We start from the raw sequence: 15,930 nt of genomic DNA, 5'->3' as shown, positions 1-15,930 counted from the left end.
CATGTCAGGGTCTGTCATTCGAAGCAGCGGTAAACCACGGGTTATTGTTGGCATTAGCGGAGCGTCTGGTTTTTCCTATGGCGTACAGGCATTGCGTTATTTACGTCAGCTGGAGGTGGAGAGCCATCTGGTGATCTCGCCAGCCGGGCACCTCAATCGCGAGCATGAAACCGATCTTACTGCTGAAGATGTCGCGGAAATGGCCGATGTGGTTTATCCCATCCGTGCCGTCGGGGCCGCCATTGCCAGTGGTTCATTCCGCACCCTTGGCATGCTGGTGGCGCCGTGTTCGATGCACACCCTGGCGGCTATCGCCAATGGCCTGACCGACAATCTGCTGACGCGTGCAGCCGATGTGGTGTTGAAAGAACGCCGTCGCCTGGTGTTAATGGTGCGGGAAACGCCGCTTCACTTGGGGCATATCCGTAATATGCAGCAGGCGACGGAATCCGGCGCGATTGTGTTTCCGCCGGTGCCCGCGCTTTATGCGCGGCCACAAACTGTTGAAGAGATAATTGCGCACAGCGTGGCGCGTGCTCTGGGGCTGATGGATCTGGATTGTGCCGATCTGCCGCGCTGGGGGGAAGACGTGACTTTAATGACCAGGAGTAATAAATCGTGATTATAGGACCCTATATTAATGGCTCTGCCGTGCTGATCGGCGGCATTGTCGGTGCGTTGCTCAGTTCGCGTCTGCCAGAACGCATCAGAACCTCGATGCCGCTGATCTTCGGTGCAGCTTCCATGTGTATGGGGATTGTGCTGGTGGTGAAAGTCAGTCATATGCCGGTGATGGTGTTATCGGTGATCCTGGGGGCGTTGCTGGGTGAGCTGTGTTATCTGGAAAAAGGTATCGGTAAGCTCGGCAGCAAAGCGCGTGGACTGGTCGAGATGTTCGTCAGTTCCGGTGAACAGGATAAGGAGTCGCAGGAGCAGTTCCTGCAAAGTTATGTGGCGATCATCGTGCTGTTTTGCGCCAGCGGCACCGGGATTTTCGGTTCGATGCATGAAGGGATGACCGGCGACACCAGCGTCCTGATTGCAAAATCCTTTCTCGACTTGTTTACCGCCGCGATTTTTGCCACGTCGCTCGGTTTCGCGGTGGCGGTGGTTGCGGTGCCTCAGCTGATTATTCAGCTACTGCTCGCCTATGGTGCGGTGTTTATCCTGCCGTTAACCACGCCCGCTATGCAGGCTGATTTCTCGGCGGTTGGCGGCGTATTAATGTTCGCCACAGGCTTTCGCATTTGCGGCATTAAAATCTTCCCGGTCGCAAATATGTTGCCTGCTCTGGTGCTGGCGATGCCAATCTCTTCTTTATGGACCAGCTTCTTTTAAATCAGGAGGGTAAAAAACAATTATATCGGGGATGGAAAAGTCATTAAACCAGGGGCCGGAAAGTAACGGTGTTTATTTCCGGCTACTTTAGTCAGATCGGAATTCATCATGATTAAAAATAACATTGCCTGTGCAATAGCGTTGCTATTGCCATTGGCTTCGCACGCCGCAGATAACGCAACACAAGGTATTGAAGTATTACGGGTGACGTCTCCTGCCGATGATGGCAGCCAGGGCACGCTGCGCTGGGCGCTGGAAAAAAATAACCAAAATCCCGGACATTATCGTATTGAATTACACTCCGCCAACAACCAGCCACTGATTATCAAACCTAATAAACCATTACCGGAAATTAAAGGTCCGGTAGAGATTATTAACACCGATTTCCTTAAACAAGGGAAATTTGTCGCCATCGACGGTTCTGGATATATTAAAGGTGTGGACCCGCAATCCTGCCCCGGTGCCGTCCCTGGCCAGTACGGTGCTAATGTGCGTACCACGACCATGCCGGGTCTGGTGCTGCGCGATACCCATGATGTCACCCTGCAAGGGGTTGAAGTGCGTAATTTCTGTATCGGGATTCTGGTGAATCGCGCCAAAAACAACGTGATTGAAGATAACCGCATCGTCGGTAATCATGGCGGTGCCGGTATTATGTTGACCGGGGATGATGGCAAGGGTAACTCGACCGCCACCACCACCGAGCGTAATAAAATTATCCGCAATACGTTTATTAATAATGGTGATGCGATGGAAGCCACCCGTGGTGCCTCGTTTAACCTGATTGCGGATAACTTTGTCACCACCGACAACGTACATAACCAGGAACCTTCACAGGGGCTGGAGATGCTGTGGGGGAATGACAACGAAGTGATTCATAATCATTTTGAAAATTATTCCGACGGCGTACAGCTCAATTGGGGAAATCGCAACTATATTGCCGATAATACCTTCACCAATCTCTCTTCTGCGGTGACATTAAGTGGGACGGGCAACGTGGTGGCCGGGAATACCATGATCGGCAATCGGGTGGCGGTTTCCGTGCGTCCGCAGGGTGAACCCGGTAAAAACGGCAGCTTTGGCATTAACCGCATTACCGGGCCAGCCGTGAACCGGATCACTGAAAATATTATGGTCGACAACGGCAAAGACATTAAACGTTGCTTTGCCGGTGGGAGCTGCCTGCCAGGTTATGCCGGTGCCATTGTATTTAATGTGCCAGGCCTCGAACATGCGGCCTTTATCGGTAATCGTGGCGGTGGTATCAGCAATGACACCAGCAAGCTGGAAAAAATCTGCGCCATTGATGGTAACGTGGCTGGATGTGAAGCAACGCCGAATAAAGATCAGCCTGCGCCGGTCATTACCCGTGTCGTGCGTGACCAGCAGATGCTAACCATCGACGGCAGCGTGAAAGGGGAGGCCAATACTGCCTACCGCATTGAGTTTTTCTCCAACAGCAAAGCAACGATGGACGAAGCGGAGCATTTCCTCGGCTATCAGATGGTTGCCATTAATGCACAGGGTAACGGCACTATCCATTATCAAACCCCGCTGAGCGCGGATTTAGCGGTGGCGAATGTGACATCCACTGCCACCACCGATGACGGTGCTACTTCACCTTTAAGTAAGCCTGCCCCCATGCAATAACCCATTCCTGAGCGAGCTGCGACACAGCATTACCTGACGGCATTCATCTGCAACTAAAAAAATAAACCGACCGGAAAGAGACAGCCTCGCAGCTGATCTCGTCCAGTCAGGTGTGTCATTAGCGAAACAGGAACTCCCCATGAATTTGCATAAAAGTGTATTAGCGATTTCTTTGCTGCTGGCCTTGCCAGGTGTGACCAGCGCCATTGCCGCCACCAGCGCACCGGCTGCGGCCGTCAACGTACGACACGCACAACCCATCACCATTCGCCAGACCACCATTGGCGAAGGGATGCCGAAAGTCATCATCCCTACCACCGGCGCGACAGCCGACCAGGTTCTGGCGCAGGCCAAAGTTATCGGCGCGAACCCGGATGCCGATTTGATTGAATACCGTATTGATTATCTGAATTTCGCCACCGATGCCGCGCAAGTTGGCGCATTGGGCAAACAGGTTGCGGGTGAAGTGCAGGGTAAACCGCTTATCCTGACCTTCCGTACGCAGTCTGAAGGTGGCGCGAAAGCCATCAGCGATAAGGCGTATGGCAAGCTCTATCTGGCGCTGATTAAAGATCACTTTATCGATATTCTCGATGTGGAGATGTTCCGCGATCCGGCAGTGATCCACCAGGTGGTCACCGCTGCCCATGCCGCCGGAATTAAAGTGGTGATGTCCAGCCATGATTTCCAGAAAACCCCGGCCACCAGCGAGATCGTTGATCGTCTGCGTAAGCAGGACAGCATGGGCGCAGATATCCTGAAAATTGCGGTGATGCCACATGATTCAGGTGATGTGGTGAAACTGATGGATGCTACGGCGCAGATCCGCAATGACTACTCGCGTAAACCGTTGCTGACGATGTCGATGGGCGGCCTGGGGGCGATTTCCCGGCTTTCCGGGGAAGTGTTTGGTGATGACCTGACCTTTGGCATGATTGGTACGGCGTCTGCACCGGGACAGGTGGATGCGGCACAGTTGCATCAGGTATTAAAAACGGTTGATGTGGCGCTGAACGGCCATTAATCCCCTGCAATTATGCCTTCCGCAAGCTATGCGGAAGGCATTCTGTTTTAGAACTTCACTTTAACCTGCACACCCGCAACCCAGGTATCTTTGATCTCTTTATTCGAGAACGCACCCGGTTCTTTGATGTACTGCACGCTCGGGCGTACCGACAGCCACGGCGTTGCTTGCAGGGTATAGGTCATTTCAACCAGCTGCTCGCCAATATCCAGACCATTTACCATTTCGGCGTCGGCTAATTCGCCTTTGGCGCGCAAACTGTCAACGGCATTATCACGACTGTGCTGGTTGTACACCGCACGACCATAACCAATGGCAATCGCATCATGCGGACGCGTTGCAAACGGTCCATTCAATACCAAACCGGCCGAGTACCAGTGACGGAACGGCGAGGTAGCGGCATCGGTGGTGGTGGCCTGACCAAACATATGCAGGTTCTGGCTGCGCAGCGAAGTGGACTGCCAAATGGTCTGGTCGGCCAGCAGGTAGGCACCCCAGCGTTTATCAGCACGGCGATCGGGCTGGTCGATACGTGCGACGTTGGAACTGTCGTAGTAGTAACCGAGTTTGTACTGACCGGGTAACTCACCCTGTAAGTTGTAGATCAACTCAACCGGGACGATATAGCCGGTGGTGCCCGGTGCAAAGGGTTTAAATGCTCGGGACGATTCGCTGTTCTGATCCGGGTTAACGTTAAATACCGCCGTTTGCAGCGCCCAGCTGTCATTGAAGCTGTACTTTAACTCACCGCCGAGGTGGGCGTTGGGGTAGTTACCCCAGCCGCTGCTACCTGACATCGACAGCGGGTGGGCACAGAAGCCTGCGTTCATAAAGTTGGTCAGAATCGACAGGCCACCGAAATCATTCCCCATAGCCAGCCAGCCCAGCTTGTACTGCAACTGTGGGGTGAAGAGATAATTGGCGTAGCTCAGTTCGCTCAGGCGAGTATATTCGCCGCCATACGCTTCCTGAATTGGCAGACGGTTGCCGACCAGATCCGCCGAGGTGCTGCGTCCACGACGATCGTTGATTGACAGCTGGACCGTACCGGCGTGCTGCGCATTGAACAGACGGTCCAAATCAAAGGTGGCACCCAGACGAATCTGCTGAGCGTAGCGTGTGCCATAAGACTGGCCGCCGCTCAACACGCCTGCGGTTTCTGAGACATAGTCGCCGGTTAAGTTAACGCCGTGCTGGGCGAGATCGCTCCGTGCGCCATCCCAGTCACCGGTCAGGGTGTCCTGGTGGAAGAAGTCGGTAGCTTGTGCGGCAGGTACTGCCAAAGCGCAAAGGAGGGCGGCAGGCAATAGCCTGATTTTAAAACAAATGGTTTTCATGGTGTAAGTGGTAGAAAGTTAATAAGCACGCTTATTGTACCTCCTGGTACGTTTTTGATCGTGTGCTTATTGACGCTTCCTGACAAACCAAGTGTTTCTGGATTTTACGAGCGGGTGGCGGCGCGATTTATCGCACAGGTTTTCAAAATAGCGCGATAAATCGCGCCGCTACAGACAAAAAAAAAGCAGCCTTTTCAGGCTGCTCTTCTTCGAATTTGGCTCCTCTGACTGGACTCGAACCAGTGACATACGGATTAACAGTCCGCCGTTCTACCGACTGAACTACAGAGGAATCGTTGGAACGAGGCGCATATTAATGGGCAGTGCCGGAGCTGTCAACAGCTAAAAATACATTTGTATTCAACTGGCTAGCATTAATACAAAGCGATCACGCTTTAAGCAATTTCCGGGCGCGTGGCGGCTAAACGCGCCAGGGGGTCCTGACGATAGAATTGTTGCAGATGGCGGTACATAGCGGGAAAACGCTCTGCCAGTAAATCCGGTGCGCTAAAGAAATATTCGGAGAGGACGGCAAAGCACTCGGCGGGATCGCTGGCAGCGTAGGGATCGATGGTGGCGGCTTGTTCACCCACCAACTCCACTTCAGCTTCGATCTCCTCCATCGCCTGAAGTAAATCTTTTTCCCAACTGGCGACATCACGCAGGGCAATGGCCGGGACACCGCTGGTGTAGCCGCTGCCGCGTGCATCCAGTTTATGTGCGACTTCATGGATCACCAGGTTATAGCCGGAGAGATCAAACGAATCCTGGATGTCCAGCGCATTCAACACCACTGGCCCCTGGGTCCAGCTTTGTCCGGCGTGCACCGCCGCGGCCTGATGCACCAGGCCGCTGTCATCTTGCCAGTGGCCATCCACGTTGAAGGGCTCAGGGTAGATCAAAATTTCATGGAAGCCATCAAGCCATTCCAGGCCGAGCTGCAACACTGGCAGGCAAAATAGCAACGCCAGTCGGGCGGTACGTAGTTCGTCGAGTTGCAATGCCTGCAATGGCGTGATTTTTTTTTGTTGCAGGAAGCGCTGTGCCAGTGCGATGAGGCTCGCTTGCTCGTTTTCGTCAAGCAGAGAGAAAATAGGTTGTGCCAGCGCTTGTTGCCACGGCAGCGCTGCGACTGAAGTTTCTACCTGCGCGTGCCACGGCCATTTGAACATCGCATCACTCACTCTTCAGGGCGTAAGACGGTATCCTCGCGCGGTACAGCGAAAATTACCAGCGCAGAATCAAAGCTGTCTATTCAACCTGTTAGTAAGAATTTTGTCTGTGACTGAGATTGCAAAGGTGAGAGGTTTACCCCTCACCTCTGCCGGAGAGAGGACTTACCCTTCACGCTCCACACGCTGGAACTCGATCACCCATACCCACGGGTTCACTTCCCAACTGGTGGCACCGTATTGTTTCTGCCACGCCTTGCGATAGGCCTCTTTAGGCGACTCGGAGTTCATATTCATGGTGAAGAAGTTATTCAGGAAGTGCGAGTCGGTCTGCACGCCTTCTGCCATGATGTCGTCTTCACTGATGTCCTGAATCTTCTCGGCACGAACGGAGGTGATCTCAAGATCAATACGGCTGGCCCAGCGTGGCATATGGATGGCCGTCTGCCAGCCAAATTGCTCGGCATCTTGCAAATTGTCATCCTGCTGCCCCAGCTCATTGCTGTCGGCGCGATACTGACAATACACCGGGTCGCGGAAGGGGAGTGGCTCGCGTTCATACTCTGCCAACTGTTCCTCCGGCACGATCGGACCACGCCAGGTTTCGCGCACCCAGAGACGATCGCCGGGTTTACCATAGGGGCAGTGATAACTGATGTCTGACATTGACATCAATTTATAGCCGTGCAGATGGTTTGCACTGACGTCAAATGCGTGTACGCCTTCGTGATGATCCTGACCAGGGCCGAAAGCCTGAGTCTTCATAATGCGCCGGGTCTGTGTTTGCTGGCCAACCAGCAGGGCGCGGACCCGCTGTTCGGAAAAAAGAATCGGCCGTTCTTTCATGATTTACCTCTTGTTGTGTTACCAACCCGGAGAATTTGCTGAACCATCCGCGTCCACGGATGTGCAGAATTAGCATAATGGGTTTAAATCAATTTGCTTAATAATTTGTCGCCTTATAGTCAGGCATTCAGTGCGTATTCAGTTTTAAAAATGGCTCACAAGCAAAAAACGTGCTTGATTGGATGCAATGGAAAAACAAAATCGCATTTTTCTCAGATACAGTACGTTATAACGGACACAATGGGAACTCTTTCAGAATATGTCGTGGGTGATCGGTTGACCGACGCGTTTTAAGCTAGCGAGTTAAACCAAAATTAATCCGTTACACACTATTTCTGCATGGCTTTAAAACATTATCACTGCTAAACAGAGTCGTTTAACTGAAACGAGGATGAGGAAATACCGAAAACGCGCGTGGTGCTGGGAAAGTGCTGTTAACAGCGCTATAACAGGATCAGGATCGCATTTTTTCGCAGTTGATTATGCAGGAGGAGTGTAAAGAAAGTGTCATCACCGGGCCGCTATGATGTTTGCAGGAGTAGCACGCTCGTCATTGACGGCGGTGCTTTATAACAGCAATAACAGGAGAAGCACGATGTCGCTAACAGGCTGGCAAAACCGTTTCGAAAACTGGTTGCAGCAGAACTGGCTGCATGATGATAAAGCCCATGATATCGCCCACCTGCGCCGTGTCTGGATGAGCGCGGCACGCATTATGCAAAATAGCGATGCCGATGCGCTGGTGGTGCTGACCGCTTGCTACTTTCATGATGTTGTCAACTTACCGAAAAACCACCCGGAACGTCATCTGGCCTCAACTTACGCCGCTGAAGAGACGCGCCGCATTCTGCAACAAGACTTCCCGGACTTTCCGGCTGACCACATAGATGCTGTCGCGCATGCCGTGCAGGCGCACAGTTTTAGCGCCGCGATCGCGCCACAAACCCTTGAGGCGAAGATTGTGCAAGATGCCGACCGCCTGGAGTCACTGGGTGCCATTGGCCTGGCGCGGGTATTTTATACTGCCGGTGCGCTGGGACGCCCGCTGTTCGACAGCGACGATCCTCTGGGCAAAGATCGTGAGTTGAATGATGTGCACTGGACGCTGGATCACTTCCAGAAGAAGTTATTACGCCTGCCTGAAACTATGCAAACCGAAGCGGGACGCCAACTGGCGGAACACAATGCCGACTTCCTGGTGCGCTATATGGCAAAACTGTGCGCGGAGCTTCAGGGCAACCTGACCTCTATGGACGAATCGGTGTTGAGGGATTTCAGTCCCCTACACGTCTAATATTAAATTTTTATGACAGCCTGTTAACTTTCGGCATCTTCCGCTACGTTGATGAAAATCAATAAGGAGTAACACGATGACCGAGACCGTTAATTTAACGATTAAGATTGATCCTGCGCTGAAAGAACACATCAAACAACTGGCTCTGGACAACCAAATTTCTATGAGTCAGGAAATTGTGAATCGCTTGCAGGCGAGCCTACAGGCTCCGGCGCAGGATGCGATCGACAATCAGGACACAGCAGAAGCGGTAACCGATCAACTGAGTGCTGCTGAACTGAAACAGATTCGCGCGCTGTTGAAGAAGCAGGGCAAGAAAAAGAAATAAAACAAAAACCCGTCAACTGACGGGTTTTTTCTTACGCGTTTTCCAGTCTGAACCGCTGTGCCCGCTGCCCGAAATCACTTCATGTTGCGGGTGTATTGTTCGATCAATGGCAATAGCAGTTGCGCCACAGCAGCAAATACCGGCACCACTACCGAATTGCCAAACTGTTTATAGGCCTGGGTATCGGACACCGGAATGCGGAAGTGCGTTTCACCCGGTGCTTCAAATCCCATCAGCCGCGCGCATTCGCGTGGTGTTAAACGACGTGGGCGGCGTGACATATTGTCCGGCTGATGAAAGTCCTGCTCGCCCAGCGCACGGTCCCAACCACGATCAATAAGAATTTCCGAACCGTCTTTGTAATAGCGAGCCGACAGGGTGCGCACGCAAACCGACGGATTACGCGCATCGTTCAGACCGAAACCAAAGCCGTTCCCCTTGGCTTTGTGTTTTTTGGCGTATTGGTAAAGGTAGTTCCACAGTACCGGTGACAACGTATATTTGGCATCAGGCTGGGGTTCCAGCAAGCTACTGAGCGTCGGGACTTTTTTGGGATAGAGTGCGGGTAAGGCGCGCAGAGAAAATCCCTCGCTCAGATGGGTGTCACGACGGATACCCACCAACACAATACGCTCACGATGTTGCGGCAGAAAATGGCGTGCATCGATGATTTTGGCATCGGCCAGTCCCGCGTTATCCGCATCGGCCACGTCATAGCCCAGCTCATCCAGCGTCGCCATAATAATGGCGAAGGTGCGTCCTTTGTCGTGACTTTTCAGGTTCTTGACGTTTTCCAGCACGAAGAACGGCGGCTTTTTCGCAGCCAGAATGCGTGCCACATCGAAGAATAAGGTTCCCTGTGCCTCACACTCGAAACCGTGCGCCCGGCCCAGGGCATTCTTTTTACTCACACCGGCCAGCGAGAAGGGCTGGCAGGGGAAACCTGCCAGTAGCACCTGATGGTCAGGGATTGTGCGATCAATATGTTGATAGATGGCTTGCTCATCACTCAGACCGGCCGGTTGCGTTACCTGGCGAATATCGCTGTTGAAGCGATGATGCTGCGGATCGCAATAGTGGTTGGCCTTGTAGGTACGCACCGCTTCTTTATTCCATTCACTGGTAAAGACGCACTGGCCGCCAATCTGTTCAAAGCCACGGCGAATCCCGCCAATACCGGCAAACAGATCGACAAACTGAAAACGAGGCGCGTCATAATGCGCGGGACGAGCGGGTAATAACGCCTGCAAACTGGCAACTTCCGCGCTGCTTAACGCCGGTGCTGCGCTCTTTCCCTGACGAATACGGTTGAGACGCGGCACGCTCCAGTCGCGACCACCGGCGTCGCTCAGCGTGCTCACAAGGTCGCGTGCGGCGTAAATCGCCAGCACTTGCAACAACAGCGTGGTGGCATCGTCAGTGGCGGAAACAGTGAGTGGGGAGGGTGAGGCAGTCGCGGCGGTCTCTTCGGCGTGCATGCGTTTTTCCTTAACAGTGAAGCGGCTATGCTACCACTCCTGACGCTATGAAGAAATTGGCCCGACGTGCCGGTGGTGAATGCGGCTTTCGCTTTTGCCCCAAACCGCTAAAGTTGAAGGAGCCACAAGAAAAAGGAAAGGTTATGGCCGACGTCCATTCTCGTGATGTTCGTAGCAAGAATATGCGTGCAATTCGTACTCAGGATACGGCGATTGAACAGCGTATTGCGTTGATATTAAAAGACCGTGGATTTACCTATCGGGTGCAGGATAAAGCATTAGCCGGTCGACCTGATTTTGTCGTCCCGGCCCAGCAGGCGATTATTTTTGTCCACGGCTGCTTCTGGCATCGTCATCATTGCTATCTGTTCAAAATGCCCGCTACGCGTACCGAATTCTGGGCCGGTAAAATTAACAGTAATGTCGAACGGGACCGGCGCTACATTCAGCAGTTGCAGGAGAGCGGCTGGAAGGTGTTGATCGTCTGGGAATGTGCGTTACGTGGCAAGCTGCGCCTCGAGGACGAGGCGTTAATTGAACGACTGGAGGAGTGGCTGTTGGCCGCCAGTCACAGCGGTGAAATCGATCATGCAGGTTTGCATCATTATCGCGGCGTATAAGGCAGATTGTTGCTTTTACTCGCTATAACGGTTTAGATCACTCCTTTCTCTGGGACGCGGAACATAGCCATGAGCAGCATAAAACTGACGGTCAAACGCCTGTACCAACTTCGTGACGAACGGATGGTCAACACCCGAGCCACCGCCCGGATCTATCTGGGTGATACGCTGGTCGCCACCGAAGAGATTACGGGTATGACGGAAAGTCCGGTGAGCAAATATTTGCATGCCGGGGATGTGGCGGGCCAGCCGTTACGCGTTGAGTGGGATTGTGCGGGCATCGCCGATATGTCAGTGACAGCGGTCGAGCGTTGCCCCTGTTGTCAGGATCACGAACAGGAATAAGGAAAACATTTTGGCAGGAACCAGCTTACTGACGCTTCTGGATGATATTGCCACCTTGCTTGATGACATCTCCATGATGGGCAAAGTGGCCGCAAAAAAAACCGCCGGGGTATTGGGTGACGATCTGTCCCTGAATGCGCAGCAGGTTACCGGCGTAAAAGCCAATCGCGAATTGCCGGTGGTGTGGGCGGTGGCGAAAGGCTCCTTTATTAACAAATTGATCCTCGTGCCGCTGGCGCTGCTGATCTCAGCTTTTGCGCCCTGGCTGATTACGCCGTTGCTGATGATTGGCGGGGCGTATCTCTGCTTTGAAGGCGTGGAGAAGGTGTTGCACAGCCTCAACCACGATAAAGCCGAGCAAAGCCCGGAAGCACGTCAGCAGCGTCTTGAGCAACTGGCGCAACAGGATCCAAAGACATTTGAGAAGGATAAAGTGAAAGGTGCGGTACGTACCGACTTTATCCTTTCGGCCGAAATTGTTGCCATCACACTGGGCATCGTGGCGGAAGCGCCGTTGCTCAATCAGGTGATGGTGCTGGCGGGTATCGCCATTCTGGTGACGGTGGGGGTGTATGGCATCGTTGCCGGGATTGTGAAAATCGACGATCTCGGATACTGGCTGCGGGAAAAATCATCCACGCTGGCGCAGGCGGTGGGGGGATTGTTGTTAGCCGCTGCCCCGATATTGATGAAAATTCTGTCGGTGGTGGGTACCCTGGCGATGTTCCTGGTGGGGGGCGGTATTGTCATTCACGGGATTACGCCGTTGCACCATGCGATTGAGGCGTACAGCGCGGGTTTTAACCCGTTGGTCTCGGCGCTGCTCAGCAACGGCGCCAACCTGGTACTGGGCTTTTTGATTGGGTCGATCGTGCTGTTGGTGGTGAATCTGATTGCCAAAGTGCGTGGATAAAGACTATAAAGCGCAGGAAATTTCTAATCACGGGTCAGGAGAACGATGATGAACGACGATATGTTTGAATTTGATATCGATGCACAGCTGGAACAGGCTGAAGCGAAAGCGGCGGAGAAAGCACGCGAAGTCCCGACCGATCTGAGCGACGAAGCTGATTGCGAAGGTTGTAAAATCTGATTTTCCCACCCGGGAAAGCATTTCAAAGCGGATAATAATTTTTATCCGCTTTTTTTATTTTCCGCATATTTAACTGCTTATTCCTAAATTGCAGTAGTAATCACAATCTCTTATAGGCAAAAACCCCCTACGCCTGCTATACCTGATGAAGTTCATTCAACGGGTAGAAGGGAGGGCACGTATGACCTTTGCGATCAGTGACGAAGTTCAGCACAAACAGGGCGGACCCACTATGGTGGTGACCGGCTATGCCAGCGGAATGGTAGAGTGTCGTTGGTATGATGGCTACAGCGTACGCCGTGAGGCATTCCATAGTGACGAACTCTGTCACTTATCTGCCGCGCGTCAACTGGCCAGCTAATAGCTGAGATGAATACGTAGCGGCGCGATTTAGCGTGCGACTTTTTCTGCACCCTGCATGAAATTGCACGATAAATCGCGCCGCTACCGATCCCCGTCTGTACGATCTTTCCCCGGCTGGCTACAATGTTTTCATTCGCCTTTTTCCGGAGCATGGTTGCTGATGGCACAAACGCCACTTCCCCGGCAGTCGGGCAATCCCTTTTTATCTGTTCACCTGTGTTTTTTTGCGGTATTCCTTTTCTCGGCTTTCCTGACGGTGCATGAAGCGCTGGAGCTAAAAACCAGCTATGAAGATCGTCAGCGTGCGCAACTGGCGGAGATTCAAAAGAATCTCGACAGTCAGTTCCAGGAGAGCGTGGATGAGCTGGTCTACTACCAGAAGATGCTGAGTTATGCGCTGACACACCCGCTTGATTCCGATAACGCGCGCGAAGCGGTGACGCGTTTCCAGGCATTACGTCAGCATCCGTTGTGGCAATTGCAGCTGAATAGCCCGCGTAGTATGCCGCTGAACGGTGTCGGAGATGACTGGCTGGCGCGTGATCCGCTGCTAAGGCGCGACCCGGCTCTGATTGACCAGGAGATCCGCGCTGCGCTGGAGTTCAGTTTTATCATGCAATTCAGCGATCCGGACCATGATTTTCATTCGCGCTTCTGGTACATCTCCCGCGCGGGTTTTTATATCAGCTCGCGACCCCCGCAAAGCCCGCAAGAATTGGAGCAAAGCTATGCCACAATGGTGCAGCGCGCCTATTTTCGTGCCCTTAACCCGCAGCAGAATCCCAGACCCTATCTGCGCTGGACCAGCGGTTACCAGGGGCAGTTCGATGAAGGACTGATGTTGACCCTCAGCGCGCCGATTATCAGCAATGGCTACTGGTATGGCGTGTTGTCGATGGATTTCCCCCAGGCGCGCATTCGTAATCTGCTGGCGGAAACGCGTCATACGCTGTTGCAGGGTAACCTGGTGTTCCTCGATCGTAAGCTGGAGGAGGTGGCTCGCCTGCATGCCCCGGATGAAGCCCCACTGAATGCTGAACAACGGCAAGAATTGCTGAAGCGTATGCAACATGAACGCAGCGGCATATTGCGGCTGGGGACACAGTTTGCCAGTTGGAGCAAACTGGAAAATGTCGACGGCTACATTATCAATGTGCAGACCCTGAAGCAGGGTATGAAGCAGGAGCTGGGACGCGTTACGCTGTTCCTGCTCGGCATGTGGTTGCTGTTTGTCCTGATGCTGGCGGTAGCACATCAGGTGATCTTCCGTCTGGTGCGCCGCCAGGATGAACTCTCTGCGCGCCTCACCTGGCGGGCCAATTACGATGGTTTGACGCGTTTACTCAATCGCAGTGCCTTCTTCGAACAGTTTGTGGCGCAGGCTGCCCACTGCCAGCAATTGCAGCGACCGCTTGCGGTTATCCAGTTGGATGTCGATCATTTTAAAAAGGTCAATGACACCTGGGGGCATCATGCGGGCGATCAGGCATTGATCCGTGTAGCCAGCGTAATCAGCCATACGCTGCGTAAATACGATGTGGCGGGACGTATTGGCGGGGAAGAATTCTGTATTGTGTTGCCAGAAACCACCCTGGCGGAAGCCAGTGTGGTTGCGGAGCGCATCCGTGCGCGTCTGGCGGCCAAAACTATCCTGGTGAACGCCAGTACCACCTTTAACATCACGCTTTCCGCCGGGGTGACCAGCAGCGAGGAGCAGGGCGATTATGACGCGGAGAGCTTGCAGGCCAAAGCCGATAGCCGACTCTACCTGGCGAAAACCAGTGGCCGTAATCGCGTGTGCAGCGCGGATTAGACCTTACCGTCGTTATCCTCTTCAACCGCCTGGTAAATCCGTTGCAGGATATCCGGAAAGGCAGATTGCACCCGGCTCCAGCTGGGAATAAAGGGTTTGTCATTCGGACGTTCAATAAATGCCTGACCGGCATCGAGAATCGCCTGGGTGAACATCTCTACCGCCGCCTCTTCAATGTGCTGGTCGAACTTCAGACCATTCATAGTGGCTTCGTGATTGTAGACCTCCATCATATCCAGCGCGTTGCGATAGTAGGTGGCTTTCAATACCCGGAATGAGTCACTGGTCAGAGGCACGCCCATTGTCGCCAGTTTACGTAGTAACGATTGCACGATGTCATTGCTCATACGCTTAAGACCACCGGTGCCATCTTCTTCGGCCAGCGGCTGATGCTTATGGTCATAGTTATCGGCAATCTCTACCTGGCAGCTTTGCCGTGTGGTGTAGTTGCGATAAATCTCCGACAGCACGCCAATTTCCAGCCCCCAGTCGCCGGGAATCTTAATATTGTTCAGCACATGGGTGCGCATGGCAAATTCCCCGGACAGCGGGTAGCGAAAGCTGGCGAGATAGTCGAGATATTCCGAATGACCATACACTTTTTGCAGTGAGCGCAGCAGCGGCCCCACCAGCAGTCGCCCGACACGACCATTCAGTTTGCCGCCTGCGACACGCGCATAAAAACCTTTGCAGAATTCATACTGAAAAGCCGGGTTAGCCAGCGGATAGAGCAAGCGCGCCAGCATACTACGTTCATAAGTGACGATGTCGCAATCGTGCAACGCGACGCAACTGGTACGGTCGGAGGCCAGCGTATAACCGGTGCAGAACCAGACGTTACGCCCTTTACCCGGCTGGCTGGGCGAAAGGCCCTCTTTGTCCAGTTCGGCATCCAGCGCTTTCAGACGCGGCCCGTCATTCCACAAAATACGATGGCGCTGGGGCAGGCGAGCAAAGAACTCGCGTGCAAACAGAAACTGCTCGCGGTCTGCACGGTCGAGGCCAATCACAATCTCATCGAGGTAAGGCACTTTCGCCAGTTCATTGACAATGTTATCCAGCGCCGGTCCTTCCAGTTCGGAAAACAGCGACGGTAAAATCAGCCCCATTTTGCGTTTGCGGGCAAAACGCACCATCTCTTTTTCCAGCGACTCAACGCTACGGTGGGTGAGATTATGAAAGTTGGTAATCACGCCATTCTGGTAAAAATCACTCATCGCCTCATCCTT

General features: G+C 53.2%; 17 protein-coding genes and 1 tRNA gene. 12 read left to right on the top strand and 6 right to left on the bottom strand.

Annotated elements, in window-relative coordinates; all coding sequences use genetic code 11:
- Position 1 precedes the first annotated feature (1 nt).
- The 4 genes from AC6I8N_RS12450 to aroD all read left to right on the top strand — a co-directional run bounded on the left by AC6I8N_RS12450 (position 2) and on the right by aroD (position 4,012).
- Positions 2 to 622: a UbiX family flavin prenyltransferase gene (locus AC6I8N_RS12450; RefSeq protein WP_208724098.1), complete on the top strand. Its 621-nt coding sequence runs from the start codon at positions 2 to 4 to the stop codon at positions 620 to 622.
- On the top strand, positions 619 to 1,338 hold the full coding sequence (locus AC6I8N_RS12445; protein ID WP_021182837.1) for a DUF554 domain-containing protein: 720 nt from the start codon (positions 619 to 621) through the stop codon (positions 1,336 to 1,338). The genes AC6I8N_RS12450 and AC6I8N_RS12445 overlap by 4 nt, the downstream gene beginning before the upstream one ends.
- A 108-nt stretch (positions 1,339 to 1,446) precedes the next feature.
- Positions 1,447 to 2,988: a right-handed parallel beta-helix repeat-containing protein gene (locus AC6I8N_RS12440; RefSeq protein ID WP_497829155.1), complete on the top strand. Its 1,542-nt coding sequence runs from the start codon at positions 1,447 to 1,449 to the stop codon at positions 2,986 to 2,988.
- Between the two features lie 139 nt (positions 2,989 to 3,127).
- Positions 3,128 to 4,012: a type I 3-dehydroquinate dehydratase gene (aroD, locus tag AC6I8N_RS12435; RefSeq protein ID WP_497829154.1), complete on the top strand. Its 885-nt coding sequence runs from the start codon at positions 3,128 to 3,130 to the stop codon at positions 4,010 to 4,012.
- Positions 4,013 to 4,059: 47 nt separating this feature from the next.
- Here aroD and AC6I8N_RS12430 read toward each other — a convergent pair whose 3' ends face one another.
- From AC6I8N_RS12430 to AC6I8N_RS12415, 4 genes are all read right to left on the bottom strand, one after another.
- Complete coding sequence (locus AC6I8N_RS12430) at positions 4,060 to 5,295, bottom strand: carbohydrate porin (RefSeq protein ID WP_497829153.1); 1,236 nt, start codon at positions 5,293 to 5,295, stop codon at positions 4,060 to 4,062.
- A gap of 270 nt (positions 5,296 to 5,565) precedes the next feature.
- Positions 5,566 to 5,641, bottom strand: a tRNA-Asn gene (locus tag AC6I8N_RS12425).
- 103 nt (positions 5,642 to 5,744) lie between these two features.
- Entirely contained in the window at positions 5,745 to 6,521 is a 777-nt protein-coding gene (gene mtfA / locus AC6I8N_RS12420) for a DgsA anti-repressor MtfA (protein WP_497829152.1), read from the bottom strand.
- 165 nt (positions 6,522 to 6,686) lie between these two features.
- Positions 6,687 to 7,367 carry an ASCH domain-containing protein gene (locus AC6I8N_RS12415; RefSeq protein WP_021182842.1) on the bottom strand — a complete coding sequence of 227 codons (681 nt, stop codon included), beginning with the start codon at positions 7,365 to 7,367 and terminating at the stop codon, positions 6,687 to 6,689.
- 595 nt (positions 7,368 to 7,962) lie between these two features.
- Here AC6I8N_RS12415 and AC6I8N_RS12410 point away from each other — a divergent pair.
- Both AC6I8N_RS12410 and AC6I8N_RS12405 read left to right on the top strand, forming a co-directional pair.
- Entirely contained in the window at positions 7,963 to 8,661 is a 699-nt protein-coding gene (locus AC6I8N_RS12410) for a phosphohydrolase (RefSeq protein ID WP_021182843.1), read from the top strand.
- A gap of 76 nt (positions 8,662 to 8,737) precedes the next feature.
- Entirely contained in the window at positions 8,738 to 8,989 is a 252-nt protein-coding gene (locus AC6I8N_RS12405; protein ID WP_208724104.1) for a hypothetical protein, read from the top strand.
- A gap of 74 nt (positions 8,990 to 9,063) precedes the next feature.
- Here the strand turns inward: AC6I8N_RS12405 and dcm are convergent, their stop codons facing one another.
- Positions 9,064 to 10,467 (bottom strand): DNA (cytosine-5-)-methyltransferase, encoded by a 1,404-nt coding sequence (gene dcm / locus AC6I8N_RS12400; protein ID WP_497829151.1) that lies wholly within the window; start codon positions 10,465 to 10,467, stop codon positions 9,064 to 9,066.
- Between the two features lie 143 nt (positions 10,468 to 10,610).
- Here dcm and AC6I8N_RS12395 point away from each other — a divergent pair, with 143 nt between their 5' ends.
- The 6 genes from AC6I8N_RS12395 to dgcQ all read left to right on the top strand — a co-directional run bounded on the left by AC6I8N_RS12395 (position 10,611) and on the right by dgcQ (position 14,701).
- Positions 10,611 to 11,087, top strand: a complete 477-nt coding sequence (locus AC6I8N_RS12395) for a very short patch repair endonuclease (protein WP_021182846.1) — start codon at positions 10,611 to 10,613, stop codon at positions 11,085 to 11,087.
- 69 nt (positions 11,088 to 11,156) lie between these two features.
- Positions 11,157 to 11,432, top strand: coding sequence for a hypothetical protein (locus tag AC6I8N_RS12390; protein WP_021182847.1), 276 nt, complete (start codon positions 11,157 to 11,159; stop codon positions 11,430 to 11,432).
- Positions 11,433 to 11,442: 10 nt separating this feature from the next.
- Complete coding sequence (locus AC6I8N_RS12385; protein WP_021182848.1) at positions 11,443 to 12,345, top strand: DUF808 domain-containing protein; 903 nt, start codon at positions 11,443 to 11,445, stop codon at positions 12,343 to 12,345.
- 45 nt (positions 12,346 to 12,390) lie between these two features.
- Entirely contained in the window at positions 12,391 to 12,525 is a 135-nt protein-coding gene (locus AC6I8N_RS12380; RefSeq protein ID WP_021182849.1) for a hypothetical protein, read from the top strand.
- Positions 12,526 to 12,706: 181 nt separating this feature from the next.
- Positions 12,707 to 12,886, top strand: a complete 180-nt coding sequence (locus tag AC6I8N_RS12375; protein ID WP_021182850.1) for a YodC family protein — start codon at positions 12,707 to 12,709, stop codon at positions 12,884 to 12,886.
- A 162-nt stretch (positions 12,887 to 13,048) separates the two neighbouring features.
- Positions 13,049 to 14,701: a cellulose biosynthesis regulator diguanylate cyclase DgcQ gene (gene dgcQ, locus AC6I8N_RS12370; RefSeq protein WP_497829150.1), complete on the top strand. Its 1,653-nt coding sequence runs from the start codon at positions 13,049 to 13,051 to the stop codon at positions 14,699 to 14,701.
- On the opposite strand, the gene AC6I8N_RS12365 is transcribed toward dgcQ, so the two are convergent.
- Positions 14,698 to 15,918, bottom strand: a complete 1,221-nt coding sequence (locus AC6I8N_RS12365) for a glycosyltransferase family protein (RefSeq protein ID WP_021182852.1) — start codon at positions 15,916 to 15,918, stop codon at positions 14,698 to 14,700. The genes dgcQ and AC6I8N_RS12365 overlap by 4 nt on opposite strands.
- Positions 15,919 to 15,930: the final 12 nt, after the last annotated feature.

It is taken from the genome of Pantoea sp. X-Soil-TKNS-1279 (assembly GCF_059730565.1).
This window is presented reverse-complemented; position numbering and strand designations above follow the sequence as displayed.

Bases quoted from the DNA above. Each gene is read 5' to 3' on its own strand.
- AC6I8N_RS12390 (WP_021182847.1), top strand. From the start codon at position 11,157: ATGAGCAGCATAAAACTGACGGTCAAACGCCTGTACCAACTTCGTGAC.
- AC6I8N_RS12380 (WP_021182849.1), top strand. From the start codon at position 12,391: ATGATGAACGACGATATGTTTGAATTTGATATCGATGCACAGCTGGAA.
- AC6I8N_RS12375 (WP_021182850.1), top strand. From the start codon at position 12,707: ATGACCTTTGCGATCAGTGACGAAGTTCAGCACAAACAGGGCGGACCC.
- aroD (WP_497829154.1), top strand. From the start codon at position 3,128: ATGAATTTGCATAAAAGTGTATTAGCGATTTCTTTGCTGCTGGCCTTG.
- AC6I8N_RS12415 (WP_021182842.1), bottom strand. From the start codon at position 7,367: ATGAAAGAACGGCCGATTCTTTTTTCCGAACAGCGGGTCCGCGCCCTG.
- dgcQ (WP_497829150.1), top strand. From the start codon at position 13,049: ATGGCACAAACGCCACTTCCCCGGCAGTCGGGCAATCCCTTTTTATCT.
- mtfA (WP_497829152.1), bottom strand. From the start codon at position 6,521: ATGTTCAAATGGCCGTGGCACGCGCAGGTAGAAACTTCAGTCGCAGCG.
- AC6I8N_RS12365 (WP_021182852.1), bottom strand. From the start codon at position 15,918: ATGAGTGATTTTTACCAGAATGGCGTGATTACCAACTTTCATAATCTC.
- dcm (WP_497829151.1), bottom strand. From the start codon at position 10,467: ATGCACGCCGAAGAGACCGCCGCGACTGCCTCACCCTCCCCACTCACT.
- AC6I8N_RS12450 (WP_208724098.1), top strand. From the start codon at position 2: ATGTCAGGGTCTGTCATTCGAAGCAGCGGTAAACCACGGGTTATTGTT.
- AC6I8N_RS12405 (WP_208724104.1), top strand. From the start codon at position 8,738: ATGACCGAGACCGTTAATTTAACGATTAAGATTGATCCTGCGCTGAAA.
- AC6I8N_RS12410 (WP_021182843.1), top strand. From the start codon at position 7,963: ATGTCGCTAACAGGCTGGCAAAACCGTTTCGAAAACTGGTTGCAGCAG.
- AC6I8N_RS12440 (WP_497829155.1), top strand. From the start codon at position 1,447: ATGATTAAAAATAACATTGCCTGTGCAATAGCGTTGCTATTGCCATTG.
- AC6I8N_RS12395 (WP_021182846.1), top strand. From the start codon at position 10,611: ATGGCCGACGTCCATTCTCGTGATGTTCGTAGCAAGAATATGCGTGCA.